This is a genomic window from Cognatundibacterium luofuense, assembly GCF_018139685.1.
In the GTDB taxonomy this organism is placed as follows: domain Bacteria; phylum Pseudomonadota; class Gammaproteobacteria; order Burkholderiales; family Burkholderiaceae_D; genus Undibacterium; species Undibacterium luofuense.
This window is the reverse complement of the sequence record NZ_JAGSPN010000006.1, coordinates 193,789-219,076: the sequence shown is the minus strand read 5'-3', so window position 1 is coordinate 219,076 and position 25,288 is coordinate 193,789. Positions and strand designations below refer to the sequence as shown.

The window sequence follows — 25,288 nt, the reverse complement described above, 5'->3', positions numbered from 1 at the left end:
TAAATTGACGATCCTGACATTTCTGCAAGCGATCCGGCAGTGCTGCCCGATGGCGGACTGACGGAAAATGAGCCGCTTATTATAGGTGAAATGTCAGCGAAACCATCCGAACTTGCATCATAAACAGTTTTCTTTGCAATATTACTCATGACTTCCCCAACTTCCTCTCAGGCGACTGCGCCGGATGCGGCTGCACGCCGCAATGATCTGCAATTATGGCTGAGCAGCCTGCAAGGCCACGATCTGTTGCCGGATACCCTGCAAAGTGCGTCTTCGGATGCCAGTTTCCGCCGCTTTTACCGTGTTCAGACCAGCACCGGCGGCAGCCTGATCGCCGTGGATGCGCCACCGGCAACCGAAAATTCTGCCGGCTATATCAAAGTCGCAGCGCTGCTGAAAAGCATGAATCTGACCGTGCCGGACGTACTGGCCAGTGATCTGGAACAAGGCTTCCTGCTGGTCACCGATCTGGGTCAGCACACCTATGCACAAATTCTGAATCCCGATACCACACACAAACTGTATCTGGATGCGCTATCCACACTGGTGCTGATGCAGACGCAAAGCCAGCCGGATGTGCTGCCGGAATATGACCGCGCTTTCCTGTCACGCGAACTGGGTATTTTTACCGAGTGGTATATCGGCCGCCATCTGGGCAAAACGCTGGATGAAAAACAACAAGCCACGCTGAACAAAGTGTTTGACCAGATTCTGGCCAGCGCCCTCGCCCAGCCGCAGGTATTCGTGCACCGCGATTACCATTCGCGCAATCTGATGTGGATGGACAAAGGCAATCCCGGCATCGTTGATTTCCAGGATGCGGTATACGGCCCGATTACCTATGACGCAGTCTCGCTGCTGCGCGACGCCTACATTCAGTGGGACGAAGAACTGGTGCTGGACTGGGCGATCCGTTACTGGGAAATGGCGCGCAAAGCCGGTCTGCCATTGTCGAACGATGTGGATGCGTTCTACCGTGATTTCGAATGGATGGGCTTGCAGCGCCACCTGAAAATTCTGGGCATTTTCACCCGCCTCGCCCACCGCGATGGCAAAACCCAGTATCTGGACGATATTCCTACCGTCATGGATTACATTCGCCGCACCACCAATCGCTATAAAGAGCTGGTACCGCTGTGGCGTCTGATTGAAGAACTGGAAGGCAGCGCCACCCAGGTCGGTTATACCTTCTGAGGCCGCAATGAAAGCCATGTTACTTGCCGCCGGACGCGGCGAACGCATGCGTCCGCTGACCGACAGCACGCCCAAGCCTTTGCTGAAAGTGCGCGGCCGACCGCTGATCGTCTGGCATATTCTGAATCTGGTCAAAGCCGGTATTACCGAGATCGTCATCAACCATGCTTACCTCGGTCAGCAGATTGAAGATACGCTCGGCGACGGCAGTCAGTTCGGCGCCAGCATCACTTACTCACGCGAAGCGGAAGCGCTGGAAACCGCAGGTGGCATCGCGACCGCGCTGCCTTTGCTCGGTGATGAGCCGTTTGTGGTGGTGTCTGCCGATATTTATATCCCGCACTTCGATTTCCGCGAATGTCTGAATACGCTGGAAGATGAAGATCCGTGGGGCAATCCGCTGCCGGAAGACGAGCGCGATCTGGCCTGGCTGTACATGGTCAAAAATCCGGACTTCCATCCGCTGGGCGACTTTGCACTGAACCTGATGGGTCTCAGCAATGAAGGCGAACCGCGTTACACCTTTGCGAATATCGGCGTCTATCGGCCGGAAATGTTCCGCCAGATTCCCGCCGGCAATTACGCGAAACTCGGCCCGCTGCTGCGTGAACTGATTGATCAGGGACGCATAGGCGGCGAGCTGTATCGCGGCGACTGGCATAATGTCGGCACACCGGAACAACTGGCGCAATTGAATCAGCCATTCCGTCCGGCGATCTGAAACTTGTCTGCGGGCAAAGCAGAAACCGGCAGCGCGTGGCATGATGCGCGCACCGAAGATGATGGAATTTCAGCATGACAGCGATACTGAATGATGCAGACATTGCAATTGCAGGTGCCGGACCAGCCGGTCAGGCACTCGCTTCCTTACTGATACGCGGCGGCTTTCCGGCGGCGCGGATTGCGGTATTCGATGCGAAAACCGCAGAACAGTCGCAGCAGGATGTGCGTACGATTGCGCTGTCTGCCGGCAGTCGCCAGATTCTGGAACAAGCCGGTGGCTGGCCGGTGCGGGCGACCGCTATTCATGAAATTCATGTTTCGCGGCGCGGGCATTTCGGCCGCACGCTGATCCGCCATGACGATTACCAGCTGCCTGCACTCGGTTATGTGGCGCGTTACGGCGACATCATCCGCCCTCTGGAGCAGGCTTTGCAGCCAAGTAAGCTGCAGTTTTTGCGGCCGGTAAAAATCACCGGCTTGCAGGAGCAGCATGATCATGTGCAGATTCAGACCATCAGCGCCGATGGCCAAACCCGTCAGTACGCCGCCGGCATGGTGATTCAGGCTGAAGGCGGTACGTTTACCGATCAGGAAGCGCGTGGTCAGCGTCGCGATTACGGCCAGACTGCCGTGATTGCGCATGTCTGTTTCAGTGGCAGCATTGCGCACCGTGCATTTGAACGCTTTACCGATCAGGGCCCGCTGGCATTATTGCCGGAAGACGACGGCTACGCGCTGGTCTGGTGTGTCCGCCCTGAACTGGCGGAACAGTTAATGCAGCTGGATGACGCAGCGTTCTGCGCCGCCCTGCAGCAAGCGTTCGGACAGCGTCTGGGCAGCATCAGCAGTATCAGTGCGCGCAATGCGTTTCCGCTCGGGCTGAATGCCCAGCACAGCGCCAGCACCCGTATTGTCAGCATAGGCAATGCAGCGCAAACCCTGCATCCGGTTGCCGGACAAGGTTTGAATCTGGGCTTACGTGATGTAAGCGTGCTGGCACGCGCCATTCTGCAAAACGGCACGCAAACCGAAGCGGCGATTCAGGATTTCATGCGCCTGCGCGGCACCGACCGCCAGCTGACCATCGGTCTGACCGATACGCTGGCCAGAATTTTTGCCAGTTCGCCGGACGGCAGCCTGCGGCAAACGCTGCTAGGCTCCGGACTGGCCTTACTGGATATGTTGCCTCCTGCCAGACATGCGCTGGCGGGGCATATGATGTACGGCTGGCGCAACTGAGCGCCTTGCCGGAATTTTTTATAAAGGAAAATACGATGAAATTACGTCAACGTCGCCGCCTGATGAACTATGGCCGTCTGTACAACCACCAGCTGGCCACCGTACTGGAAGCGGCTTACGAAGAATTCAAAGCAGAATTCCTGAAAGACGGCGGCAATCTGGACGCTGCAACACCGGCTTTCCAGAAACTGGGCCAGAGCTACCGCGCATTCCGCAAGTTCGTATTCCGCTTCGTGGTGGTTCGCTAATCACGACCATCCGCCGGCATACCCGCCAAGTCGCCGGCGAGCAGAATAAAGCACCGCAGACTGTCATGGTCTGCGGTGCTTTTCTTTTATACCTGCTTTGATCCTCGCTGTGACCGGCTGGCAGCGCAAAACAGGCCAAAAATGCCTCAAATGCGGTGTTCTGCACAGCGATTGCGCTGTCGTCGGTAGAAAGTCCGGGCCTCCGTAATTGCCTGATGACGATCGCTGCACAATCGCCGGCGGCTGAGTACGGTGTTTCAGCGGTATTCTTCGGTAATCGGCAAGCCGCTCGGTGGTTTGATTTCTTCCATACAAATCATGGAACGCAGCGATGCGACGCCCGGCACCTGCATCAGCGTATCGGTCAGAAACTGCGACAGGCTTTTCAGATCCGCCGCGACCACTTTCAGAATGTAGTCAAAGTCGCCGGAAATCGTGTGGCATTCGATCACGTTTTCAAACGCTTTCAGCTTGCCCTCCACTTCCCGCACATTGCGGAATTGTTCACGGTCCAGCGACAGATTCACAAACGCCATCACGCCCAGCCCTACCGATTCCGGATTAATCTGCGCCACATAAGAACGGATAACGCCTTTTTCTTCCAGCGCCCGCACCCTGCGCAGGGTTTGCGGCGGCGATAAATGGATGCGCTCAGACAAGTGCAGATTACTGGTGCGACCATCTTCCTGCAGGATGCGCAAAATACTCTGATCGTAGTGATCCACAAAACCTCCGGATTTTTGCTGCAAAACAGCATAATTTTGTCATCAGAATGAAATATGAAATTTTCAGACGAAATTTCATAAACCATGAAACCTTATTTCCTTATCTTGCCGAATAACATGGTATTTAGCAATCTAATTATTTCGTCCCGTGGCTACAATATTCTACGGAACACGACAATCTCACTGCACTCCGCGCGAATGCAGGAGGCTTTTGCGAAATTGAAGATTTCATAAATCTCGCAACGGCTTCGGGACATGCCCGCACGACCGGGCTAAGTTCATTGGCTGTGTTCTCACTATCTATAACGATCAGGAGAACAATCATGGTTAGCTATATCGGCACCAGAGAATTACAAAAGCATTTACAACAAGCCAGACCGGAAACGGCGATTTCCCGTATGGCAGAAATGATCCGCGAGGATTACCTGCGCTGGTCACAATTCGACAAAACCCCGCGCGTTGCCAGCCATTCTGAGGTTGGCGTGATTGAACTGATGCCGATTTCTGACGGCACCCATTACAGCTTCAAATACGTGAACGGCCATCCGAAAAACACCCACGCCGGTCTGCTGACCGTGACTGCATTCGGCGTACTGGCCGATGTGGATACCGGCTATCCGCGTCTGCTGTCGGAACTGACTCTGACCACCGCACTGCGCACCGCTGCCACTTCGGCGCTGGCAGCACGCTATATGGCACGTCCGGATTCGCGCAGCATGGCGCTGATCGGCAATGGCGCACAAAGTGAATTTCAGGCGATTGCCTTCCACACCATGCTCGGTATCAACGAAATCCGTTTGTTCGACGTCGATCCGGCAGCAACCGAAAAACTGATCCGTAACCTGAGCAGCCGCTATCCGTCGCTGCGCCTGATCCGTGCTGCATCCACAGCAGAAGCCGTGCGCGGTGCAGATATCGTGACCACGGTGACCGCAGACAAAACCAATGCCACCATCCTGACACCGGACATGATAGAACCGGGTATGCACATTAACGGCGTTGGCGGTGACTGTCCGGGCAAGACAGAATTGCATGCAGATATTCTGCATCAGGCCTTTGTCGTCGTAGAATACGAACCGCAGTCCAGAATTGAAGGTGAAGTGCAGCAAATGCCGGCCGATTTCCCGGTGACGGAATTCTGGCGCATCGTCAACGGCAGCGTTGCTGCCCGCCAGAGCGCCGCGCAAGTCACCGTGTTTGATTCCGTCGGTTTTGCGCTGGAAGATTTTTCTGCGATGCGCTATCTGGAAAAATTCGTGCTGCACCGTGATACCCCGATGCTGGACCTGATTCCCGAAATGATGGATCCAAAAGATTTGTTCGGCATGGGAATGGCTGATCTGAACATCAGTTCCGAAAAAACAGGCATTGCACCCGCAGTGCCGATACACGCCTGACACAGGCATTTGACTGAGCCACTTTATCAACAGAATAGAATGAAAACCATTACCCTTATCGGGGCGCCAACTGATGTCGGTGCCAGCGTCAAAGGCGCAAGTATGGGACCGGACGCGCTGCGTGTTGCCGGTCTGGCCGAAGCACTGCAGGGTCTGAACCTGCAAGTGATCGACCGCGGCAATCTGCACGGCCCTGCCAATCCGTGGCAGGAACCGGTCAACGGCCTGCGCCACCTGAAAGAAGCGATCGACTGGAATCAGGCTGTGTATGATGCCGTCGAAGCTGCATTCAACGACGGCCAATTCCCGATGATGTTAGGTGGTGATCACTGTCTGGCGATTGGCTCTATCAGCGCGGTGGCGGCACATTGCCGCCGTCAGGGTAAAAAGCTGCGCGTACTGTGGTTTGATGCGCATGCCGACAGCAATCTGGCGACCATCAGCCCGACCGGCAATATCCACGGTATGCCAGTGGCCTGCCTGATGGGTCACGGCCCGAAAGAGCTGATTGATTACGCGGGTTTCACTCCGGCCATTCAGCCTTCCGACATCCGCCAGATCGGTATCCGCAGCGTGGATGAGGGTGAAAAGAAATTCATCCACGAACTGAATATTCAGGTCTACGACATGCGCTACATCGATGAATACGGCATGCGTAATGTGATGAGTTCCGCACTGGCAGGTCTGGATGCAAATACCCATCTGCATGTCAGCTTTGATATCGACTGCCTCGATCCTAGCATCGCACCGGGCGTGGGTACTGCCGTGATGGGTGGCCCGACTTACCGCGAAGCGCAGCTGTGCATGGAAATGATCGCAGATACCGGCCTGCTCGGTTCGCTGGATGTGGTGGAACTGAATCCGGCGCTGGATGTGCGCAATCAGTCCGCGACGCTGGCGGTCGATCTGATCGAAAGTCTGTTCGGCAAATCGACACTGGTACGCAACTGATCCTGTTCTGCCTGCTGCAAAACACAAACGCCGCGTTCTGCGGCGTTTTGTTTTATCCGGCTATATTTATCAGGCTTCGTTTAATGTCAGATTTCGGTTGATGTCGCCCGATTTTCGGCGCTTTGATTTTTCGTTTACCGGAATCCGGCCACCCTGATTTACCGTGTACTGTGCAGATATCGTCATCAGGCATTTTCAGAGCACCCCGCTCAGCCACTGTTTTCGCGGACGTCCGCAATTCAGGCAGTTTTGAGGCGTTTTCTCCGATTCCCGCCGCTGACACCGGTCAGCCATAAAAAAACCGTCCCTGGGGACGGTTTCGTTTGACCAGTAGCACTGGCTGAAGCCGCTTGCGCAGCTTCAGCGCCAGCCGGATTACTCGACTGCCTTGACCATGTCTTCGATGACTTTTTTCGCGTCACCGAACACCATCATGGTTTTATCCATGTAGAACAATTCATTGTCCAGACCGGCGTAACCGGAAGCCATAGAACGTTTGTTCACGATCACGGTTTTCGCTTTGTAAGCTTCCAGAATCGGCATGCCGGCAATCGGCGATTTCGGATCTTTCGCAGCAGGATTCACCACGTCATTCGCGCCCAGCACCAGCACTACGTCAGCCTGACCGAATTCAGAGTTGATATCTTCCATTTCAAACACCTGATCGTAAGGCACTTCGGCTTCCGCCAGCAGCACGTTCATATGACCCGGCATACGACCAGCCACCGGATGAATCGCATAACGCACGTTGACGCCGGCATGCGTCAGTTTCTCGGTCAGTTCTTTCAGTGCATGCTGCGCACGCGCCACCGCCAGACCGTAACCCGGCACGATGATGACGGATTCTGCGTTCGTCATCAGGAAGGCTGCGTCGTCCGGCGAACCGGATTTCACATTGCGCTGCGCCTGTGCTGCTGCGCCGCCTGCTGCTGCCTCGCCGCCGAAGCCGCCGAGAATCACGTTGAAGAACGAGCGGTTCATCGCTTTACACATGATGTACGACAGAATCGCACCGGATGAACCAACCAGCGAACCGGCAATAATCAGCATTGAGTTATTGAGCGAGAAGCCAATCCCCGCTGCAGCCCAGCCGGAATAACTGTTCAGCATCGACACCACCACCGGCATATCCGCACCGCCGATAGGGATGATGATCAGCACACCCAGCACGAAGGCAATCGCCGTCATCGCCGCAAACGGTGTCCAGCTTTGTGTGACGCAGAACGCAACACCGAGGCCGATCATCAGCAGCGCCAGCACCAGATTCAGCATGTGCTGACCGGCAAAATTCACCGGTGCGCCCTGAAACAGGCGGAACTTGTATTTGCCGGACAATTTGCCGAATGCAATCACCGAACCGGAGAAGGTAATCGCACCGACAAAGGTACCGATAAACAATTCCACACGGTTACCGACCGGAATCGCTTCTGCACGACCGGTGATATTGAATACCCACGGCTCTGCCACTACTGCTACCGCGATACAGACTGCCGCCAGACCGATCAGCGAGTGCATCGCCGCTACCAGTTCCGGCATCTTGGTCATTTCCACGCGTTTAGCGAGAATGGCGCCGATACCGCCACCGACCACCACGCCCAGCGTGACCAGTCCGTAGCCGATGCCACCGCCGGTTGCTTCGGATTTCAGTTTGATAATCAGCGCCACGGTCGTGAGTGCGGCAATTGCCATACCGGCCATACCGAACGCATTCCCTTTACGGGCCGTGGAAGGATGAGACAAGCCTTTTAAGGCCTGGATAAAACAGACCGATGCAATCAGATACAGCATCGTGACCAGATTCATACTCATTATTTGCCCTCCGCTGCAGTGTTCTTCTCTTTCTTACGGAACATTTCCAGCATCCTCTGGGTGACCAGAAAACCGCCGAATACATTCACTGCAGCAAGCGCAACCGCGACCGTGCCCATGACCTGCGCGAGTACGCCTTCGGTCAGGCCGGCAGCCAGCATGGCGCCAACGATGATAATGGCCGATACCGCATTGGTGACCGCCATCAGGGGAGTATGTAAAGCAGGTGTGACATTCCACACCACGTGGTAGCCGACATAAACGGCCAGCACAAAAATGATCAGGTTGGTAAGGGTATGACTGACTTCCATGATGTCCTCTCTGGATAATTTATTCTGAGCTGACATGCAAAAGAAGCACTCCCGTTCAAACTGCGGGGCGCAGGTTCCGGCCGGAGTTGCCGACCGGACCATGCTGCAACGGGCTTGCCGTTACTCCTTCAGACTGGTGATCTGATTTTTACCGTTCACAAACACAACTTTCGGTTTGTAGTTACGCGCTTCTTCTTCTGTCATCGGCGCGTAAGTGCAGATAATCATCAGGTCGCCCAGTTGCACCCTGCGAGCTGCGGCGCCATTCAGGGAAATTTCACCACTGCCGCGTTTACCTTTAATCGCGTAGGTGGAAAAACGTTCGCCGTTATTGACGTTGTACAGCTCAATCTGCTCGTTCTCAATGATGTTCGCAGCATCAAGCAGATCTTCATCGATTCCACAGGAGCCTTCGTAGTGGAGGTCGCACTGGGTCACAGTTGCGCGATGAATTTTGGCGCGGAGCATATTTCTTTGCATGATCTTTCAACTTTCAGGTACAAGTTACGGAATCTGACCTTATCCGCTACTTTCTGAGTACCTCCCCGCCGGCACACACCAGCGTCGCTGCGACGATCTCATCTTCGCGGTTAATCGCGAGTGCACCATCTTTGGTGATGATCAGTTTCAGGAAATCCAGCACATTGCGGGCATACAGCGCCGAAGCGTCCGCTGCCACCAGGCAAGCCAGATTTGGTTCTCCGATAATGTGTACACCGTGGCGGGTGACGGTTTTGCCCGGTTCAGATAAAGGACAATTACCGCCTTGTTCCACCGCCATATCCACAATTACGGAGCCCGGTTTCATCGCTTTCACGGTCTCTTCGGAAATGAGCACCGGTGCTTTGCGGCCAGGTATCAGAGCAGTAGTAATAATGATGTCAGCCAGTTTGGCCCGCTCATGGACAAGAGCCGCCTGACGTTGCATCCAGGCAGCGGGCATAGGACGTGCATAGCCGCCAACACCCTGAGCGATTTGGCGTTCTTCATCGGTCTCATAGGGGACATCAATGAATTTCGCACCGAGAGATTCTACTTGTTCTTTGACCGGAGGTCTAACGTCGGACGCTTCGATCACTGCCCCCAGACGTTTGGCGGTCGCGATGGCCTGTAAGCCTGCGACGCCGACACCCATGATCAGCACACGGGCGGCTTTCACCGTACCCGCTGCCGTCATCAGCATAGGCATGAAGCGCTGATAGGTGTTTGCTGCCAGCATTACCGCTTTGTAACCGGCAATATTGGCTTGCGAGGACAACACGTCCATCGACTGTGCACGGGTAATGCGGGGTGCCGCTTCCAGTGCAAAAGCGCTGAATCCTGCTGCCGCCATGGCAGCATTATTATCAGCGTCATAAGGATTGAGCATTCCTACTAAAACGCTGTCCTTGCGCATCAGCGCCCGCTCACTGGCATCCGGCGCACGGACTTTGAGCACCAGATCGGCACTCAAAGCACCGGCGGCATCGGTCAGTACCGCACCGGCGGCCTGATAAGCATCGTCCGTGATACTGGATGCAATCCCTGCACCGCTCTGCACCACGACCTCATGTCCCGCGGCCACATACTTCTTGATCGTTTCGGGGGTGGCCGCCACCCTGGTTTCCCCCGGCCTGATCTCGGCTGGAATGCCGATTCTCATAGCACTGCTCCCTGTTGATTAATAAAATCTTTCGAAAACTGCTGTTAAAACCGGTCATGACACTGGCGCCCCGGCATCCCGCCGGTCCGCATCACCCTGCTTGCGGCAGCGCACACTGGTGCACCACAAATGCTTACCACAAGCTTACATGTCATATTCGACAACGATATTACATGCAAGCATTAGCGCGAACAACGCTGATTTTTTTCAGAAAATGTAGCAATTTCGCCTCAATTCTGAGCCAGACAAATGCACCAAAAGTGCGCAAAAAATTCTGTTTATCTTTTATATTCAATTACTTAGACAGAAACCACGGACACTTCGCTGCCGTCAGCAAAGCCGCTGTTTTTATCAAAGCACTACGTACTATCCGTAAAGACAAAATTCGCATTAGCTAATGCTGTTCATGCTGCGCTACAGCAGTGAACGCGCAGAAAAGGGCGCATCCAAGTACAATACCGGCCTGAACAGGAAATACTATGTCTACCATCTGGAAACCCTCCGTCACTGTTGCGGCCATCATCGAACGTCAGAACCGCTTTCTGATGGTTGAAGAAGATACGCCGGACGGCGTGCGCATTAATCAGCCAGCCGGTCATCTGGAACCGAAAGAATCACTGGAACAGGCCGTGATTCGCGAAACGCTGGAAGAAACAGCGTATGAATTTCAGCCGGCAGCGCTGGTCGGTACCTACTTATCGACGTTTGTATCGCCATCCAGCGGTGAAACCGTGACCTATCTGCGCTTTGCATTTACCGGTGAGGCCGGTGCGCTGACAGACCGTCCGCTTGATCATGGCATCCGCGCCGCGCGCTGGATGAGCTATGCTGAGATCCTGAATTGTGAACATCAGCACCGCAGTCCGCTGGTGCTGCAATGTATTGATGATTACCTGCGTGGCAAACGTGCACCTTTGTCACTGCTCTTCACCCATCCAAGTGCTTTATGAGTAAAAAACGTGTTGTGATCGGTATGTCCGGCGGCGTGGATTCGTCCGTTTCCGCCTGGTTACTGAAAGAACAGGGCTACGAAGTCATCGGCCTGTTTATGAAAAACTGGGAAGATGACGATGACTCCGAATACTGCTCCACCCGCGAAGACTGGATTGATGCAGTCAGCGTGGCAGACGTGGTTGGCGTCGATATCGAAGCGGTCAATTTTGCCGCTGAATATAAAGACCGCGTATTCGCTGAATTTCTGCGTGAATACGAAGCAGGCCGCACACCGAATCCGGATGTGCTGTGTAACGCCGAAATCAAATTCAAAGCCTTCCTCGACCATGCAATGACACTGGGTGCGGATTACATCGCCACCGGCCACTATGCGCGGGTGCGTGAAGTCGATGGTCAGTTTCAATTGCTGAAAGCGCTGGATGCGAGCAAGGATCAGAGTTACTTCCTGCACAGGCTGAACCAGAAACAACTGGCTAATACCCTGTTTCCGCTCGGTGAAATCCCGAAAACCGAAGTCCGCAAAATTGCAGAACGCCTGCAGTTACCGAATGCGCGCAAGAAAGATTCCACCGGTATCTGCTTCATCGGCGAGCGCCCTTTCCGTGACTTCCTGAACCGCTATCTGTCATTCCAGCCGGGTGAAATCCGTACGCCGGAAGAGCAAGTCATTGGCAAGCATGTCGGACTCAGCTTTTACACGCTGGGTCAGCGCAAAGGCATCGGCATCGGCGGCATCAAAACCCATCAGAAAGCCGATGGTTCGAGTGATGCGTGGTATGTCGCGCGTAAAGACGTGAAAAACAACCGTCTGTATGTGGTGCAGGGGCATGATCACCCGTGGCTGCTTTCCGCAGAGCTCGAAGCGAGCCAGACCAGCTGGGTCGCCGGCTCAGTACCGGAAACCGGCAACTACTCCGCAAAAACCCGCTATCGTCAGCCGGATGTTGCCTGCCATCTCAGCGGCGATGCACAAAGTTTCCGTTTGCAATTTCCGGAAGCACAATGGGCAGTGACGCCCGGCCAGTCGGCCGTGCTGTATGACGGCGATATTTGCCTCGGTGGCGGCATCATTCACAGCGCCACTCGCTAAACACTGTTTCCTTATTACGACGGCAGCCCTGCGGCTGCCGTTTGTATTTTCAGATCACCTGAAAGACTGCATCACATCTGCTTTCTCTGTCGCAGATCTCCTGCCCTGTTCCGTGCGCCAGCCTGCACCACCATAAAACCTGCCAATTCAAGAATATCATTTGGCTATTTTCCGCATTAAAGAATTAAATTCCGCCGCAACGGTGCGACTATCTGGCCTGCTGTCCGCTGCAGCGTGTCAGGTCAGCGTTGGTATTGAACGACAGTACAGTGGTCTGTCTCGTGTCAGCAACTGACTGACAGGGCATGCAATGTTTTATTTCTTTACATTTCAAATACCCGAAACTATATTTACAAACCGGTTTCCCGACTTATCCACAGACTATGAATCGTCCTGACACACAAGCACTTGGCGGCACCGTCAACGCCCGTATCGGCAAGGTATATATGAACTTGTCGAAAGCGCATAAAAAAGCAGCGGATTATGTGTTGTCAAATGTATTCCGCTCCGCCACGATGTCGATCGATGAACTGGCGAATGCCGTCGGGATTTCTGTCGCTACCGCTAACCGCTTTGCGCGAGCACTCGGTTTTGAAGGCTACCCGCAATTCCGCGCCGAACTGGTCAGCGGATTTGAAGCGATGCTGGTACCGATTGATAACCTGCGCAATGAAGTGCAACGCCCTGCCACACCGGCAGAAATTATTGCCGGCACGCTTAACGAAGATATTGCCAATCTGGAAGCGACCCGCCGTGGTCTTGACCCAGCGCTGTGCGAGCAGGCTGCCCGCCTGATTCTGAATGCAGAGCGGATTTACATCATCGGCTATGGTGCCAGTGGTTTTCTCGCAGGCTTAATGGCACACAATCTGGACCCGTATTGCAAAACTGTACAATCTGCGATGGGTACCGCCGGACCGTCAACAGTGGCGCGCCAATTATTTAAATTCACAGAAAAAGATCTGGTGATCGGCATTTCCTTCCCGCGCTACGCGGCGGATGTTGTCACTATTCTGACGCAATTAAAAGAAAAGCGGGTTCCGATACTGGCGCTGACGGATGCGCCAAGTTCACCTCTGGCGGCACTGGCGGATATCACACTGTTTGCACAAACCCGCCGTCAGTTTTCTCCGAATTCCGAAGGTGCTGCGTTATGTCTGATCGAAGCGATCTGCAGCGCTGTTGCCCACCAGTCCGCTGCACCGGTACACGCCGCATCCGAAATGACAAAATTCGTGCTGCCATGGCTGTATCAGGACCCGTCGCATCAGGCGGGTCGCCGTGCTGAAGAAGAGGCGGCTTTTCCCGAACATCCTTACAGCGCATGATCACGCCTGTCTGCGTCATTCATGGCGGCGCAGGCACGATTTTGCGCACCAAAATCAGTGCTGCGCAAGAGGCAGCGTACCTATCAGCACTGACACAGATACTGCGGGCAGCGCAGAAATGCCTGCTACAGGGTGGCAGCGCCCTCGATACCGTCGAACTGGCAGTCAGCCTGCTGGAAGACTGTGAGTTATTCAATGCCGGCAAAGGTTCTGTCTATACCGCTGCAGGAACGCATGAAATGGATGCCGCTGTGATGGATGGCAGTCAACTGGCAGCAGGTGCGGTAGCCGGCGTCAGCACACTGCGCAATCCCGTCAAAGCCGCAAGACTCGTGATGGAAAAAAGTCCGCATGTATTACTGGCCGGTTCGGGTGCGGAAGCGTTTGCCAGCAAGCACGGTGCGGAAACCGCTGCGCCTGACTACTTTCACACCGATTTCCGTTACCAGCAATGGTTGCAGGCACGCCAGCAAAACCGAGTCATGCTTGACCATCAGGCACGTCCGATTGATGAAGATCGCAAGATGGGAACTGTCGGCGCAGTCGCACTGGATCAGCACGGCAATCTCGCGGCAGCGACTTCTACCGGGGGTATGACCAACAAACTGGCCGGACGCATCGGCGACACACCAATCCCAGGCGCCGGATGTTATGCGGATAACCGCACAGCAGCGCTGTCAGCAACCGGGACCGGCGAAGCCTTTATCCGCAGTGTCGCGCTGCACGATATCAGCGCCCGCATGCGCTATCTGAATGAAACCCTGACCGTTGCAGCAAGTCAGGTGGTGATGCACAGCCTGCCGGCCGTTCAGGGCAGCGGCGGCATCATCGGTGTCAGCGCTACCGGTGAAATCTGCCTGAGCTTCAACAGTGAAGGCATGTACCGCGGACTGGTACGCGGTGCCAGCGCACCGGAAGTCGCGATTTACCGCGACAATTAATTCGCCACGGATACCGGCAACAAGGCGCTATCCCGTATCCGCAGCAACCGCAATGCTTCTGCTGATCTTCCTGCAATCCTCTCCCTGACAGCTGTAACACTGCGTATTGTGGTTTTTTTACAGCCTGGTAAATCTGCATACCGATTACCGCAGCCACCTTCATGCTCAGGCTCTATACTCCGCTTGTCTTCTTGATACGAACGGAGTATTTCATGCAAAACCTGATCAAACGCGGCGCACTGGGACTGGGTGTGATTGCGGGCATTCTCATCATTAACCCGTTTGCGACTGTGCCTGCAGGTTATCGCGGCGTGATCACCACCTTCGGCAAACCGGCGGAAACGGTTTACGGCGAAGGCTTGCATTTCATCTGGCCGGTTGCGCAGCGCATGCACAAAGTGCAGGTTGCCATACAAAAAGGCGAAGGCGAAGGCGACGCCGCATCACGTGATCTGCAAACCGTACACACGCGTATCGCAATCAACTATCACATCCGTCCGGATGCTGCTGTATCGGTGTTCCGTGACCTTGGGAATGAGCCGGGTGAACGGATTATTATCCCCAGCGTGCAGGAGGCTGTGAAAGCCGTGACAGCGCGGTTTACCGCAGAAGAGCTGATCACGCACCGCGCGCAGGTGCGCAATGAAATTGTGGAAGCGCTGCGCGAACGCATGGCGAGACACGGCTTAATCGTCGATGAGTTTTCGATTGTGAACTTCAACTTCAGCAAAACCTTCAATGAAGCGATCGAAGCAAAAACCACGGCAGATCAGTTAAAAATGAAGGCAGAGCGCGACTTGCAGCGAATCGAAGTGGAGGCAAAACAAAAAGTATCCCGGGCCCGTGCTGAAGCAGAAGCACTGGCATTGCAGCGCCAGCAAGTCACTCCGGAATTGCTGCGCTTACGTGAAGTTGAAAACCAGACCCGCGCAATTGAAAAATGGGATGGTCGTCTGCCGACTACAACCGGCGGTGCAATTCCTTTTCTGAATGTAGGAAATGCCCGCCCGGAAACAGCGCCGTCACAGCGATGATGTTTTCAGAATCTTTTCGTTACTGACCGCTTGCGCCGGTGCATGCCACTGGCGTAATGCGGTAACGGCAAAAGTTTTTCCTGCCTGCACGATGTGTCCGAGTTCTGCATCAGCCTGACTCTGTTGCAAACCGATACGCAAGCGTGTGCCGGGTTGCAAGCGATAACCAGCTGGCAGGATCAGCTGACGCATCGTCTGATGGGTACCAAGTAATGCTGCAAAAGTGTTCGCTCTTCCGGCCGGATGACGCGGATCCGCCCCAGCTTCTACCGTGACCGGTCTTATTTCTGAAGATAATATTTGAAAAAGTATGATCGCCTGCCCGTTCGCACGGCGCTCTATCCGCCGGATGCAGGCCAGTGCAGGACGTTGCCAGTCTTGTTTATCCAGCATAACTGCCGCCAGATCACCGATTTGCATCGCCGTCGTGTAATTCGTCTCCAGCGTTGACAGCAACAGTGTTTCCACCGTCTGTGCCAGCAGGAACCACTGACTTTCGTGATGCGCATCCTGATCATCAGAAAAAACCGCTGAATGCTGCGCCAGCCGGTCTGCAAGACGCTCGCCGATGGCCTGAATTGCACCACCGCTTTCGATATGGCGCAGCAATGGATAAATCTGTTCCATGCCAATAAAAATCCGCAACTCTTTCAACTGACGCTGGCGAAGTGGCGGCTCTGCAGGATGTTCTTCATACTGGGTAATACACTGATACTGTAACTCAGCGGCAGCCAGCCGATCGCTGCTGCCGAGCAGGCTTAAATGTGCGGACAAACGTGATGCATCCGACTGCACCGGATGACGGACAACTTCCGCCAGATCGGACACGATGCGCTGCTGCAACTGATCCCAGATCAGGTACAGACCGTCATTCTCCTGCGTCACGACGCGGCGCACTGCCTGATGGTCGCCACAGACAATCCGGCTTTTCACGCGCGCACCTGCCGCCTCAGCAAAAGTTCCGGCAACAGGACGCCAGACACGCTGATACAAAGAAGCACGCAAAAGTTTTTGCCACAGTACTGGCCAGTGCAGCATGTTCAGACGCTCAACCGTATGAATTGCGGCATATAAATCACGACTGCACAAAAAGAAATGAGACTGACGTCCACTGAAATGCGGCACCTGCAACAGTGGCTGCTGTACGGCATCAAAGCGCTGTGACTGATGCAAAATGTAAGCAAGTGTATGCAAGCCCTCCCAGGTCTGTCCTTCCAGACGCTGGTAACGTAAAGCACGCGCCGATTGCTCCATATAGGCCAGCTCCATCATGCGGAAACTGACCAGATCCAGTCTTTTCAGCGTACGCGCATAGCGAAAGCGGGACAGACTCTGATAATGCTGAACCAGCGCACGATACGATAATCCGAGCGCTGCACATAACTCTATGACCGTATCCAGCCATTGCACTCGTTGCGCAGAATCCGGCAAACCACCTTCACTGGAAAAACGCAGAACCACATTGCCAGCAGGCTGTATCATCAGTCGCGCGATATCTTCACTGAGTGTCAGCCGGGCCGAAGGACGCAGACGTGCGCGGTTCAGTAAACGTACCTGTTTCAGCAAAATACTGAGCAGCGTTTCATCGTCAGCATCACCACGGCGACGTTTTTCGATTTGCCATGCTTCATTCAGCACCGGCTTACGGGCAGAGCGCACGACCGGTAAGGTGCAGGGCATACTGTGTATGCGTTCGGGCAAATCCAGCCCCAGAAATCGTCTTACCCAGTGAGCAGGTTTCATGATCTGAAGAAAGAAATTGATTAAATTCGTTACAATTGTAACTAAAAAACAATTATCTTCCTATAAATATCTGATTTACAACAATCTCAAATTAATAATATTCTTTAGATATATCGCAGACTTTTCATTAAATTTCTTTTACAAATGCACTTTTTTTTGCTTCAATGTTTCCATCAGGAAATTTAACAGGAGCGTAAAAATGACAATGCGTACTCTCGATGAAGCAGAAATCCACATGGTCAGCGGCGGTGAAGAACCACCAAAAAGACCAGAAGATCCGGTTATCGTACTGGCCAGCATCATGGAAGTGCCGGTCAATGAAATTAAAATCCTGCCGCCGCCAACACAAGACCCTATCCGTAAATAAAACGGAGTAGAAAAATAAAAACGCCGGATCACTCCGGCGTTTTTATTTTCAGCGTGGCTGACAGCAAGCAGTAGTTCAGATGCTGTTCCGGCTGGCTGAAAACCTGTCTTACTGGCGAATCAGATAGTCAAACGCACCCAGCGCAGATTTCGCACCTTCACCAACCGCAATCACAATTTGTTTGTACGGTACGGTGGTAACGTCACCGGCAGCAAACACACCCGGTACGGAAGTCTGACCATGCGCATTGGTCTGAATTTCACCGTGACGCGACAATTCCAGCGTGCCTTTCAGCCATTCGGTATTCGGTACCAGACCGATCTGAACAAACACACCTTCCAGCTCCACCTTGTTCAGACTACCGCTGACACGGTCTTCATAGCTGATCGCATTCACTTTTTTTCCATCACCGTGTACTTCGGTAGTGGGTGCATTGGTGATCACGGTGACATTCGGCAGACTGTGCAATTTGCGCTGTAACACGGCATCGGCTTTCAGCTGATCGGCAAATTCCAGCAAAGTCACATGCTGTACGATGCCAGCCAGATCAATCGCGGCTTCAACGCCGGAATTACCTCCACCGACGACAGCCACGCGCTTACCTTTAAACAGCGGGCCATCACAGTGCGGGCAGTAAGCCACGCCACGGTTACGGTACTCTTTTTCACCCGGCACATTCATTTCGCGCCAGCGCGCACCAGTCGCCAGAATCACGGCTTTAGCTTTCAGTGTTGCACCGCTGACCAGCTGTACCTGATGCAAACCATCCTGCTGCGTCAGCTTTTCAGCGCGCTGCAGATTCATGATATCCACATCATAGGCTTTAACGTGCTGCTCTAAGGCGACCGCAAATTTCGGGCCTTCAGTTTCCTGTACCGAGATAAAGTTTTCAATCGCCATTGTGTCCAGCGTCTGGCCGCCGAAGCGTTCCGCCACGATACCGGTACGGATACCTTTACGCGCTGCGTAAATCGCTGCTGCGGCACCGGCCGGGCCACCGCCGACGATCAGTACATCGTAAGGTGCTTTTTCATTCAGTTTTTCTGCTGCTTTGCTGCCGGCGCTGCTGTCCAGTTTGGCGAGGATTTCTTCCACCGTCATGCGGCCCTGACCAAATACCTGACCATTCAGGAACACGGTCGGTACCGCCATGATTTCACGCTGCTCGACTTCGGACTGGAACAGTGCGCCGTCGATCATCACAGCTCGGATTTTCGGATTCAGTACCGCCATCAGATTCAGCGACTGCACGACTTCCGGACAGTTCTGGCAACTCAGCGAGATATACACTTCAAACAGCATCTCCTGATCGATGGCGCGGATTTGTTCAATCACGCCTACATCGGCTTTCGGAGGATGTCCGCCGGCCTGCAGTAAAGCAAGTACCAGCGAGGTAAATTCGTGTCCCATCGGAATACCGGCAAAACGGATGCCGATATCATGACCCGGCGATGTCACAGCAAAGCTCGGGCGACGCAGTGCGGGATCTGCATCTTCAGCAATTGAAATCTTGTCAGACAGCTCAGCAATTTCGCTCAGCAGTGTCTGCATTTCACGGGACTTGTCGCTGTCATCCGGAGTCAGAATCAACTGTACGGGTCTGGTCAGACGTTCCAGATAAGCTTTTAATTGCGTTTTGAGATTCGTGTCTAACATGATGCTTCCTGATAATTTTTTCAGAGCTCCGGACCACCCGGAGCTCTTTGACTACACAGGCGCTAACCGCCTGTTACATTAGATCTTGCCAACCAGATCCAGGGATGGTGTCAGAGTTTCTGCGCCTGGAGTCCATTTAGCAGGGCAAACCTGACCTGGATTGTTTGCAACGTATTGTGCAGCTTGTACTTTACGCAGCAATTCTTTTGCGTCACGGCCGATGCCCAGATCGTGAATTTCTTCTACTTTGATCTGACCTTCCGGATTGATCACGAAAGTACCGCGCAGTGCCAGACCTTCTTCTTCGATCAGAACGCCGAAGTTACGGGAGATCGCTTGTGTAGGATCGCCGATCATCGGGTATTCGATTTTGCGGATAGTGTCGGATGCGTCAGCCCATGCTTTGTGGGTGAAGTGAGTATCTGTCGATACTGCGTACACTTCCACGCCCATTTTTTTGAATTCAGCGTAGTTGTCTGCCAGATCGCCGAGTTCAGTCGGGCAAACGAAAGTGAAGTCCGCCGGGTAGAACACAACAACAGCCCATTTACCTTTCAGGTCTGCGTCAGAAACAGAAACAAAATTGCCGTTGTGGTATGCAGTTGCTTTAAATGGTTTGATCGTAGTATTGATCAGAGACATGGTCTTTCCTTTCGTGTCAGACGTTGTTGATGAACATGTGCACATCTTAAGACAGACAAGCACATTAATAAAGACAATTAAATTTATCATTACGATTAAATTTAACTATCAATAGCCCTAAGTATACCTGATTCTGATGAAGCCGTTGTGTCAGCGGCCACTGCGGCGCAGCATAGAACTCATTTCATAAATATCTGCGAGATGCGTTTGCCTCATAGCGCAGGCTGGCAAGGGTGCAGCAGGGAATTCATGCAGCAAAGCTGCATGCCTGCGTAACGATGTGCGCTTACCAGCGCACGTGCGCCCTGCAAGGGGACAAGGCAGTGAATAGCGGTGCTATTCACAACGCGTCCAACGCTGACCAGCATGCGCTATGAGGCAAACCCTCCGGGAACGGAGGTGCCGGGCGCATTGCTTTGTTGCGTCGCTTGCACAGGCACCAGCCTGTGCAACTGCGTGTAGCCTTCCGCAAATATGCGGAAGTCGCTTCGCAGGTGGATTGCGGTGCAATCCATTTGTCCTGCTACGCCGCCGCGCACCGCATCCCGGCACCTCGCGTTCGCACTCGTGGCTATTTATGAAATGAGTTCTGAAAATTCCGCAACATACTACGATTTCCTCAGGCGCAATCGTAGGAGAGCACTGCTGTCAACGTTATAATGCGCGACCAACTGAAATGCGAGGAATTTGAGTATGTCTGATCGTCTGGCCGTGTTACCCCAGTATTTGCTGCCGAAAAAAGCACTGACCGCGTTTGCCGGTTTCGTCGCCGGTGCCGAAGCCGGTAGCCTGACCACCGCGCTGATACGCTGGTTTGCCGGACGTTACAAGGTCAATATGCAGGAAGCGGCCAATCCGGACTTCGCCAGTTATCCGAGCTTCAATGCTTTTTTTACCCGCGCGCTGAAACCGGGCGTGCGTCCGCTGGCCGATGCGGATCTGGTATGTCCGGTTGACGGTGCGATCAGCCAGTTCGGGCCGATTCGTCAGGGGCAGATTTTTCAGGCCAAAGGCCACGATTATTCCGCCACCGCTTTACTGGCTGGCGACAGCAAGGAAGCGGAACGCTATCACGGCGGTCAGTTCGCCACGATTTACCTGAGCCCGCGCGATTACCACCGTATTCACATGCCTTGCGATGGCAAACTGACGCGCATGGTGTATGTGCCCGGCGATTTGTTTTCGGTCAATCCGACCACAGCGCGTGGCGTACCGGGCTTGTTTGCCCGTAATGAACGTGTGGTCTGCTACTTTGACGGCGAGCACGGCCCGTTTGTCTTAGTACTGGTCGGCGCGACCATCGTCGGCAGTATGGCAACCGTCTGGCACGGCGTGGTCAATCCGCCGCGTTTGCCGCAAGTGACCGAATGGCGTTACGACGATCAGTCAATCACGCTGAAAAAAGGCGAAGAGATGGGGCGTTTCCTGCTCGGCTCTACGGTGGTTTTGCTGTTCCCGCAAAATAATCTGCAATTCAATCCGGAATGGACGGCGGCACGTCCGGTACGTCTGGGTGAAAGCATGGCGAACCAGCCTGCCTGATCTTCCGCACGGCGCTGGCGGCCTGCGCCGCCGCGCCTGTCTGCTGCATTCCTCTGATTCTGCTTTCCTGCGCTCTGCTGCCGCAACATCGTCATAAACCTCAGTGCTGATACAGTTTGCGATTCTGCGCATCTGCGCTTGTGCTTCGTCGCTTACGTGCGGCTCTGCACTGTCTGCATGAAGCCATTCTGAACCGGCGATGCGCTTGCACCTATGCTGTGCTTTCGCGGTGCTTTTGCCTGCACCTTCCCTGTCGTTTTACCACGCTAGTCCGCACTTGTTTCGTGCTGCTTTCATCCTGTTTGAAGTTTAAATCAGCTTAATTTCGTTTCCAAAGAAGATACTCCCCCTCCCTGCAGGCTTATCGTCGGCAGAAAGTCTGGTCTGTAGACACATACCCCCAGGGAGTATTTTTTATCGAAATCCGCATCATTTTGGCTGTTTTTGACGATTTTCAGCCATTGTCCCCCCCCTACTGTCCGCAGCACATTCTTTGCTGTCGCATGAAGAAGTCCGTCGGCAAACAGCTAAGCAAACGCCAACCCTTCGCCACAACCGCTGAACAAACAGTCAAACGAACCCGCAAACAACCCGCATTACATGTGACTGTTTTCCCGTCACAAAACAGCGAATCCGGCCAGCAATGCAAAGCTCTGCAGGCAAACAAACGACCCGCCTGTGCCGCCGGTCTGATCCCGCACAAATTTTCAGCAGTAAACCCGGAAAAACGCTTGCCAAAAAAAGAAATATACACAATAATCTAAATAAGAATTGTTCTCATTTATATTCAGAGGAGCAGCGATGGCTGAACTGAAACATGCTGAAGCCGGTAATACCGGTGCAACGCGCCTGCCACGTGAACAGCGCGTGGTCCCGCGTCTGAAAAGTCAGGATCTGATGCAGCAATCCCGCGAACTGGAAATCGACCACGAAGGCCGGATTTACCGTCTGCGCGTGACCCAGCTGAACAAGCTGATTCTGACCGCCTGACAGCGTTCCACGGGTCGCCAGCCGGAGAGTCTCCCCCTCTCAGCCAGTCAGACACCGCGCCAATGAAGGAGTGTGAATATGCACCACCGAAATGACAGCGGCACTGAAATGCAGCCAAACGGTCATGCAACCCAGCCGGAAATTCTGGTCTCGGCAGTACTGCACCTGATGTCGCATTACAGCGTGCATGCCAGACAACCGGACCGGCAGCAGGCTTGCCAGAATCTGGCGCCGGTGATTGAGCGGCATCTGAATGTGTTATCCGGCTTGCCGGAACTGACGCCGGTACTCAGAGCCACCTGTCAGCAACTGGCAGAACAATGGTCGGCTGTGGTGCAACGCCCGCAGCCGCCGGCAAGAACAAAGCGATTTTCCTGGCTGATGCCGGAAAAACTGATTTAACCAAGAGGAAACCATGATTGTCTGTGTTTGCCATAACGTCTCTGATTCGCGTATCCGCCGCAGCATTGATGCCGGCGCGGAAAGCTTTGCAGATTTACGTCAGGAATTACAGATCGGCAGCACCTGCGGCAAATGCGCAGGCTGCGCACGCCAGATTCTGCGCGAACATCAGCCAGCCATTATTCTCAGCCCCGGCGTTCAGCGTTTGCTGAATGGCCTGCAACTCGGACAAGGAGCTGTCGCAGCATGATGTCCCCCGCCCTCTCTTCCGGCCCTTCGCTCAGTTTTCATGTGAATAGTGCGCCGGCTTCCGGTAAATGGATTTCCGTCGGCGTGATTCTGCTGGCCCACGTCGGTCTCGCCATGGCCTTACTGCAAGGCATTACTGTGCCTGCCAGTCAGCCTAAAGAAGTGGTCATGACGCTGATTGCACCGCCATCGCCACCCGCGCCACCGAAAATGCAGCCTGAGCTGCCAAAACCAAAAACTACCCAGACCACCACTGCACCGGCCGTGATTGCGCCTGCTGCAGCACCGGTGCAACCGGTGGTTGCCACCATCAGCGCCAGTCCGGAACCGGCGCCGCGTGCAGAACCGGTCAGCAGCCATCAGCCAGCCGCACCCGTGGCGGCACCGGCAGCCCCGGTCAGCGCAGGCCCGAAAGTGGTTTCCGCCGTCGAATACCTGCGCCAGCCGCGTCCGGAATATCCGGCCATGGCACGCCGTATGGGAGAAGAAGGCAAAGTCGTGATGCGCGTACTGGTGAATGACAAAGGTCAGGCTGAAAAAATCGATATCCAGCAATCGTCCGGTTCGCAACGTCTGGATGATGCAGCCCGTATCGCGATTCAGCGCGCGCTGTTCAAACCGTATATTGAAGATGGCAAAGCCCTGGCAATGATTGCGACTGCAACCATCAATTTTTCCATCGATAACTGAGCCAGCAATTCCCTGACTTACCCTTTGCGGGATGCGGACCGGCAAGCACCGGCCACATCCCGTTTTATTTTTTCTTCACAACATCCGCCGCCCCGGCACTGTCGCTGCTGTCCGCGTTTCCCGTTTCGCTGCCTGTTGCAGCGCGGTAGCGATGCATCAGCGCAACTGCTATGATGAAGCGGATTTCACCTGAACCATGCAGAAAGGAAGCCGTATGAAAGGCGATGCAACCGTCATCCAGTGGCTGAATGCCCAGCTGACCAATGAACTGACCGCGATTAACCAGTATTTCCTGCATGCCCGCATGTATAAGCACTGGGGTTTCGACAAAATCGCCAAGAAAGAATACGACGAATCCATCGGTGAAATGAAACATGCCGATAAACTCATCGACCGCATCCTGATGCTGGGCGGCCTGCCGAATCTGCAGGCGCTGCATAAAATCATGATCGGTGAAGACACCAAAGAAATGCTGGAATGCGATCTGAAGCTGGAACAGGGCGCACAGCAAACCGTGAAAAACGGTATCGCTGCGGCCGAAGCGGCTGCCGATTATGTATCGCGTGATTTACTGCTAGCGATTCTGGAAGATACCGAAGAGCATATCGACTGGCTGGAAACCCAGCTGGAACTGATCGATAAAATCGGTATTCAGAATTATCTGCAATCCCAAATGGCGCAGGACGAATAAGCGCTTTCTGCTGCTGGCGGCAGATAAAAAGTCGGATAAAAAAATGGACGCTGCGGCGTCCATTTTGATTTGTGTGCTGATGATCAGGCAAACGGCACGGTGTCGCGGAAAGACGGTCGTTCCGATAATTTTTCGAACAACTTTGCCAGATTCGGGTACGGCGTGCGCCAGTCATATTCCGGGAAACGGAAACTCAGCCAGCCCACTGTACACGCGACCGCAATATCTGCCAGCGTCATATGATTGCCGAGGTAATACGGATGATCGCCGAGTTGTGCTGACAGGGTTTGCAAACCGGCGTCCACCTTGCCCATCTGACGATCTGTCCAGCTCTGGCTTTGCTGCTCTGCCGGACGCAGGGTTTTCTCCAGACGCACCAGAATCGCCGCGTCCAGCACACCGTCTGCAATTGCTTCCCAGCATTTGACATCGGCACGTTCACGGCCCAGTCCGGGGATCAGCTTACCAACCGGCGTCAGTGTATCCAGATATTCAACAATGACGCGCGAATCGACCATGGTTTTACCGTCTTCCATCACCAGCGCGGGAACTTTACCCAGCGGATTAGTTTGCTGGATTTGTGTTTCGGCTGCCCACACATTTTCCAGTACAAACTCATAATCCAGCTTTTTTTCCGCCATCACAACGCGGACTTTGCGAACAAAAGGACTTGTAGTGGATCCGATCAGTTTCATAGCGTTTCACAGTAAAGTTTGGTCTGGATTATAAC

28 protein-coding genes are annotated in these 25,288 nt (G+C 54.0%); 19 read left to right on the top strand and 9 right to left on the bottom strand.

The window, feature by feature from the left end; genetic code table 11:
* Window positions 1-147 precede the first annotated feature (147 nt).
* The 4 genes from KDM89_RS10365 to KDM89_RS10350 all read left to right on the top strand — a co-directional run bounded on the left by KDM89_RS10365 (window position 148) and on the right by KDM89_RS10350 (window position 3,404).
* Window positions 148-1,194 (top strand): aminoglycoside phosphotransferase family protein, encoded by a 1,047-nt coding sequence (locus tag KDM89_RS10365; protein WP_212687853.1) that lies wholly within the window; start codon window positions 148-150, stop codon window positions 1,192-1,194.
* A 7-nt stretch (window positions 1,195-1,201) separates the two neighbouring features.
* Window positions 1,202-1,915, top strand: a complete 714-nt coding sequence (gene murU / locus KDM89_RS10360) for an N-acetylmuramate alpha-1-phosphate uridylyltransferase MurU (RefSeq protein ID WP_212687852.1) — start codon at window positions 1,202-1,204, stop codon at window positions 1,913-1,915.
* 74 nt (window positions 1,916-1,989) lie between these two features.
* Complete coding sequence (locus KDM89_RS10355; RefSeq protein WP_212687851.1) at window positions 1,990-3,156, top strand: FAD-dependent monooxygenase; 1,167 nt, start codon at window positions 1,990-1,992, stop codon at window positions 3,154-3,156.
* A 35-nt stretch (window positions 3,157-3,191) separates the two neighbouring features.
* On the top strand, window positions 3,192-3,404 hold the full coding sequence (locus KDM89_RS10350; protein ID WP_212687850.1) for a hypothetical protein: 213 nt from the start codon (window positions 3,192-3,194) through the stop codon (window positions 3,402-3,404).
* Window positions 3,405-3,661: 257 nt separating this feature from the next.
* On the opposite strand, the gene KDM89_RS10345 is transcribed toward KDM89_RS10350, so the two are convergent.
* Complete coding sequence (locus KDM89_RS10345) at window positions 3,662-4,129, bottom strand: Lrp/AsnC family transcriptional regulator (protein WP_189357671.1); 468 nt, start codon at window positions 4,127-4,129, stop codon at window positions 3,662-3,664.
* A gap of 323 nt (window positions 4,130-4,452) precedes the next feature.
* On the opposite strand from KDM89_RS10345, the gene KDM89_RS10340 reads away from it, so the two are divergent.
* A complete protein-coding gene (locus tag KDM89_RS10340) occupies window positions 4,453-5,526 on the top strand; it encodes an ornithine cyclodeaminase (protein ID WP_212687849.1) in 1,074 nt (357 codons plus the stop codon).
* A 39-nt stretch (window positions 5,527-5,565) separates the two neighbouring features.
* Window positions 5,566-6,477, top strand: coding sequence for an arginase (gene rocF / locus KDM89_RS10335; protein ID WP_212687848.1), 912 nt, complete (start codon window positions 5,566-5,568; stop codon window positions 6,475-6,477).
* Window positions 6,478-6,852: 375 nt separating this feature from the next.
* Here the strand turns inward: rocF and KDM89_RS10330 are convergent, their stop codons facing one another.
* The 4 genes from KDM89_RS10330 to KDM89_RS10315 form a co-directional block, all read right to left on the bottom strand.
* Window positions 6,853-8,286: an NAD(P)(+) transhydrogenase (Re/Si-specific) subunit beta gene (locus tag KDM89_RS10330; protein ID WP_212687847.1), complete on the bottom strand. Its 1,434-nt coding sequence runs from the start codon at window positions 8,284-8,286 to the stop codon at window positions 6,853-6,855.
* The gene (locus KDM89_RS10325) at window positions 8,286-8,597 is read right to left on the bottom strand and encodes an NAD(P) transhydrogenase subunit alpha part 2 (RefSeq protein WP_189357717.1); all 312 of its coding nucleotides are present in this window, start codon (window positions 8,595-8,597) and stop codon (window positions 8,286-8,288) included. The genes KDM89_RS10330 and KDM89_RS10325 overlap by 1 nt, the downstream gene beginning before the upstream one ends.
* Window positions 8,598-8,717: 120 nt before the next feature.
* Window positions 8,718-9,077, bottom strand: a complete 360-nt coding sequence (panD, locus tag KDM89_RS10320) for an aspartate 1-decarboxylase (RefSeq protein WP_189357667.1) — start codon at window positions 9,075-9,077, stop codon at window positions 8,718-8,720.
* 46 nt (window positions 9,078-9,123) lie between these two features.
* The gene (locus KDM89_RS10315) at window positions 9,124-10,239 is read right to left on the bottom strand and encodes a Re/Si-specific NAD(P)(+) transhydrogenase subunit alpha (protein WP_212687846.1); all 1,116 of its coding nucleotides are present in this window, start codon (window positions 10,237-10,239) and stop codon (window positions 9,124-9,126) included.
* A gap of 479 nt (window positions 10,240-10,718) precedes the next feature.
* Between KDM89_RS10315 and KDM89_RS10310 the strand changes: the two genes are divergently transcribed.
* The 5 genes from KDM89_RS10310 to KDM89_RS10290 all read left to right on the top strand — a co-directional run bounded on the left by KDM89_RS10310 (window position 10,719) and on the right by KDM89_RS10290 (window position 15,586).
* Window positions 10,719-11,189, top strand: coding sequence for an NUDIX hydrolase (locus KDM89_RS10310; protein ID WP_212687845.1), 471 nt, complete (start codon window positions 10,719-10,721; stop codon window positions 11,187-11,189).
* Window positions 11,186-12,283 carry a tRNA 2-thiouridine(34) synthase MnmA gene (gene mnmA, locus KDM89_RS10305; protein ID WP_212687844.1) on the top strand — a complete coding sequence of 366 codons (1,098 nt, stop codon included), beginning with the start codon at window positions 11,186-11,188 and terminating at the stop codon, window positions 12,281-12,283. Before KDM89_RS10310 ends, mnmA begins: the two co-directional genes overlap by 4 nt.
* A 383-nt stretch (window positions 12,284-12,666) precedes the next feature.
* Entirely contained in the window at window positions 12,667-13,611 is a 945-nt protein-coding gene (locus tag KDM89_RS10300; RefSeq protein WP_212687843.1) for a MurR/RpiR family transcriptional regulator, read from the top strand.
* Window positions 13,608-14,552 (top strand): isoaspartyl peptidase/L-asparaginase family protein, encoded by a 945-nt coding sequence (locus KDM89_RS10295; RefSeq protein WP_212687842.1) that lies wholly within the window; start codon window positions 13,608-13,610, stop codon window positions 14,550-14,552. The genes KDM89_RS10300 and KDM89_RS10295 overlap by 4 nt, the downstream gene beginning before the upstream one ends.
* A gap of 212 nt (window positions 14,553-14,764) precedes the next feature.
* Window positions 14,765-15,586, top strand: a complete 822-nt coding sequence (locus KDM89_RS10290) for a prohibitin family protein (protein ID WP_212687841.1) — start codon at window positions 14,765-14,767, stop codon at window positions 15,584-15,586.
* On the opposite strand, the gene KDM89_RS10285 is transcribed toward KDM89_RS10290, so the two are convergent.
* Window positions 15,575-17,329 carry a hypothetical protein gene (locus KDM89_RS10285; protein ID WP_212687840.1) on the bottom strand — a complete coding sequence of 585 codons (1,755 nt, stop codon included), beginning with the start codon at window positions 17,327-17,329 and terminating at the stop codon, window positions 15,575-15,577. The two genes, KDM89_RS10290 and KDM89_RS10285, sit on opposite strands and share 12 nt — an antisense overlap.
* 199 nt (window positions 17,330-17,528) lie before the next feature.
* Here KDM89_RS10285 and KDM89_RS10280 point away from each other — a divergent pair, with 199 nt between their 5' ends.
* The gene (locus KDM89_RS10280; protein WP_212687839.1) at window positions 17,529-17,696 is read left to right on the top strand and encodes a hypothetical protein; all 168 of its coding nucleotides are present in this window, start codon (window positions 17,529-17,531) and stop codon (window positions 17,694-17,696) included.
* A 108-nt stretch (window positions 17,697-17,804) separates the two neighbouring features.
* Here the strand turns inward: KDM89_RS10280 and ahpF are convergent, their stop codons facing one another.
* Both ahpF and ahpC read right to left on the bottom strand, forming a co-directional pair.
* Window positions 17,805-19,352 (bottom strand): alkyl hydroperoxide reductase subunit F, encoded by a 1,548-nt coding sequence (gene ahpF / locus KDM89_RS10275; protein ID WP_212687838.1) that lies wholly within the window; start codon window positions 19,350-19,352, stop codon window positions 17,805-17,807.
* 78 nt (window positions 19,353-19,430) lie between these two features.
* On the bottom strand, window positions 19,431-19,994 hold the full coding sequence (ahpC, locus tag KDM89_RS10270) for an alkyl hydroperoxide reductase subunit C (RefSeq protein WP_212687837.1): 564 nt from the start codon (window positions 19,992-19,994) through the stop codon (window positions 19,431-19,433).
* A 693-nt stretch (window positions 19,995-20,687) separates the two neighbouring features.
* On the opposite strand from ahpC, the gene asd reads away from it, so the two are divergent.
* The 7 genes from asd (at window position 20,688) to bfr (ending at window position 24,558) form a co-directional block, all read left to right on the top strand.
* Window positions 20,688-21,536 carry an archaetidylserine decarboxylase gene (gene asd, locus KDM89_RS10265; RefSeq protein ID WP_212687836.1) on the top strand — a complete coding sequence of 283 codons (849 nt, stop codon included), beginning with the start codon at window positions 20,688-20,690 and terminating at the stop codon, window positions 21,534-21,536.
* Window positions 21,537-22,039: 503 nt separating this feature from the next.
* On the top strand, window positions 22,040-22,300 hold the full coding sequence (locus tag KDM89_RS10260) for a hypothetical protein (RefSeq protein ID WP_212687835.1): 261 nt from the start codon (window positions 22,040-22,042) through the stop codon (window positions 22,298-22,300).
* A gap of 37 nt (window positions 22,301-22,337) precedes the next feature.
* Window positions 22,338-22,526 (top strand): hemin uptake protein HemP, encoded by a 189-nt coding sequence (hemP, locus tag KDM89_RS10255; RefSeq protein WP_212687834.1) that lies wholly within the window; start codon window positions 22,338-22,340, stop codon window positions 22,524-22,526.
* Between the two features lie 78 nt (window positions 22,527-22,604).
* A complete protein-coding gene (locus KDM89_RS10250; protein ID WP_212687833.1) occupies window positions 22,605-22,928 on the top strand; it encodes a hypothetical protein in 324 nt (107 codons plus the stop codon).
* 13 nt (window positions 22,929-22,941) lie between these two features.
* Complete coding sequence (locus tag KDM89_RS10245) at window positions 22,942-23,178, top strand: (2Fe-2S)-binding protein (protein WP_189357653.1); 237 nt, start codon at window positions 22,942-22,944, stop codon at window positions 23,176-23,178.
* Window positions 23,175-23,867 carry an energy transducer TonB gene (locus tag KDM89_RS10240; RefSeq protein ID WP_212687832.1) on the top strand — a complete coding sequence of 231 codons (693 nt, stop codon included), beginning with the start codon at window positions 23,175-23,177 and terminating at the stop codon, window positions 23,865-23,867. Before KDM89_RS10245 ends, KDM89_RS10240 begins: the two co-directional genes overlap by 4 nt.
* A 214-nt stretch (window positions 23,868-24,081) precedes the next feature.
* Window positions 24,082-24,558, top strand: a complete 477-nt coding sequence (gene bfr, locus KDM89_RS10235) for a bacterioferritin (RefSeq protein ID WP_212687831.1) — start codon at window positions 24,082-24,084, stop codon at window positions 24,556-24,558.
* Window positions 24,559-24,641: 83 nt separating this feature from the next.
* Here the strand turns inward: bfr and KDM89_RS10230 are convergent, their stop codons facing one another.
* A complete protein-coding gene (locus KDM89_RS10230; protein WP_212687830.1) occupies window positions 24,642-25,253 on the bottom strand; it encodes a glutathione S-transferase N-terminal domain-containing protein in 612 nt (203 codons plus the stop codon).
* Window positions 25,254-25,288 lie beyond the last annotated feature (35 nt).

Coding starts and splice junctions, on each gene's coding strand:
- KDM89_RS10365 (WP_212687853.1), top strand. CDS start 148: ATGACTTCCCCAACTTCCTCTCAGGCGACTGCGCCGGATGCGGCTGCA.
- murU (WP_212687852.1), top strand. CDS start 1,202: ATGAAAGCCATGTTACTTGCCGCCGGACGCGGCGAACGCATGCGTCCG.
- KDM89_RS10355 (WP_212687851.1), top strand. CDS start 1,990: ATGACAGCGATACTGAATGATGCAGACATTGCAATTGCAGGTGCCGGA.
- KDM89_RS10350 (WP_212687850.1), top strand. CDS start 3,192: ATGAAATTACGTCAACGTCGCCGCCTGATGAACTATGGCCGTCTGTAC.
- KDM89_RS10340 (WP_212687849.1), top strand. CDS start 4,453: ATGGTTAGCTATATCGGCACCAGAGAATTACAAAAGCATTTACAACAA.
- rocF (WP_212687848.1), top strand. CDS start 5,566: ATGAAAACCATTACCCTTATCGGGGCGCCAACTGATGTCGGTGCCAGC.
- KDM89_RS10330 (WP_212687847.1), bottom strand. CDS start 8,286: ATGAGTATGAATCTGGTCACGATGCTGTATCTGATTGCATCGGTCTGT.
- KDM89_RS10325 (WP_189357717.1), bottom strand. CDS start 8,597: ATGGAAGTCAGTCATACCCTTACCAACCTGATCATTTTTGTGCTGGCC.
- panD (WP_189357667.1), bottom strand. CDS start 9,077: ATGCAAAGAAATATGCTCCGCGCCAAAATTCATCGCGCAACTGTGACC.
- KDM89_RS10315 (WP_212687846.1), bottom strand. CDS start 10,239: ATGAGAATCGGCATTCCAGCCGAGATCAGGCCGGGGGAAACCAGGGTG.
- KDM89_RS10310 (WP_212687845.1), top strand. CDS start 10,719: ATGTCTACCATCTGGAAACCCTCCGTCACTGTTGCGGCCATCATCGAA.
- mnmA (WP_212687844.1), top strand. CDS start 11,186: ATGAGTAAAAAACGTGTTGTGATCGGTATGTCCGGCGGCGTGGATTCG.
- KDM89_RS10300 (WP_212687843.1), top strand. CDS start 12,667: ATGAATCGTCCTGACACACAAGCACTTGGCGGCACCGTCAACGCCCGT.
- KDM89_RS10295 (WP_212687842.1), top strand. CDS start 13,608: ATGATCACGCCTGTCTGCGTCATTCATGGCGGCGCAGGCACGATTTTG.
- KDM89_RS10290 (WP_212687841.1), top strand. CDS start 14,765: ATGCAAAACCTGATCAAACGCGGCGCACTGGGACTGGGTGTGATTGCG.
- KDM89_RS10285 (WP_212687840.1), bottom strand. CDS start 17,329: ATGAAACCTGCTCACTGGGTAAGACGATTTCTGGGGCTGGATTTGCCC.
- KDM89_RS10280 (WP_212687839.1), top strand. CDS start 17,529: ATGACAATGCGTACTCTCGATGAAGCAGAAATCCACATGGTCAGCGGC.
- ahpF (WP_212687838.1), bottom strand. CDS start 19,352: ATGTTAGACACGAATCTCAAAACGCAATTAAAAGCTTATCTGGAACGT.
- ahpC (WP_212687837.1), bottom strand. CDS start 19,994: ATGTCTCTGATCAATACTACGATCAAACCATTTAAAGCAACTGCATAC.
- asd (WP_212687836.1), top strand. CDS start 20,688: ATGTCTGATCGTCTGGCCGTGTTACCCCAGTATTTGCTGCCGAAAAAA.
- KDM89_RS10260 (WP_212687835.1), top strand. CDS start 22,040: ATGAAGAAGTCCGTCGGCAAACAGCTAAGCAAACGCCAACCCTTCGCC.
- hemP (WP_212687834.1), top strand. CDS start 22,338: ATGGCTGAACTGAAACATGCTGAAGCCGGTAATACCGGTGCAACGCGC.
- KDM89_RS10250 (WP_212687833.1), top strand. CDS start 22,605: ATGCACCACCGAAATGACAGCGGCACTGAAATGCAGCCAAACGGTCAT.
- KDM89_RS10245 (WP_189357653.1), top strand. CDS start 22,942: ATGATTGTCTGTGTTTGCCATAACGTCTCTGATTCGCGTATCCGCCGC.
- KDM89_RS10240 (WP_212687832.1), top strand. CDS start 23,175: ATGATGTCCCCCGCCCTCTCTTCCGGCCCTTCGCTCAGTTTTCATGTG.
- bfr (WP_212687831.1), top strand. CDS start 24,082: ATGAAAGGCGATGCAACCGTCATCCAGTGGCTGAATGCCCAGCTGACC.
- KDM89_RS10230 (WP_212687830.1), bottom strand. CDS start 25,253: ATGAAACTGATCGGATCCACTACAAGTCCTTTTGTTCGCAAAGTCCGC.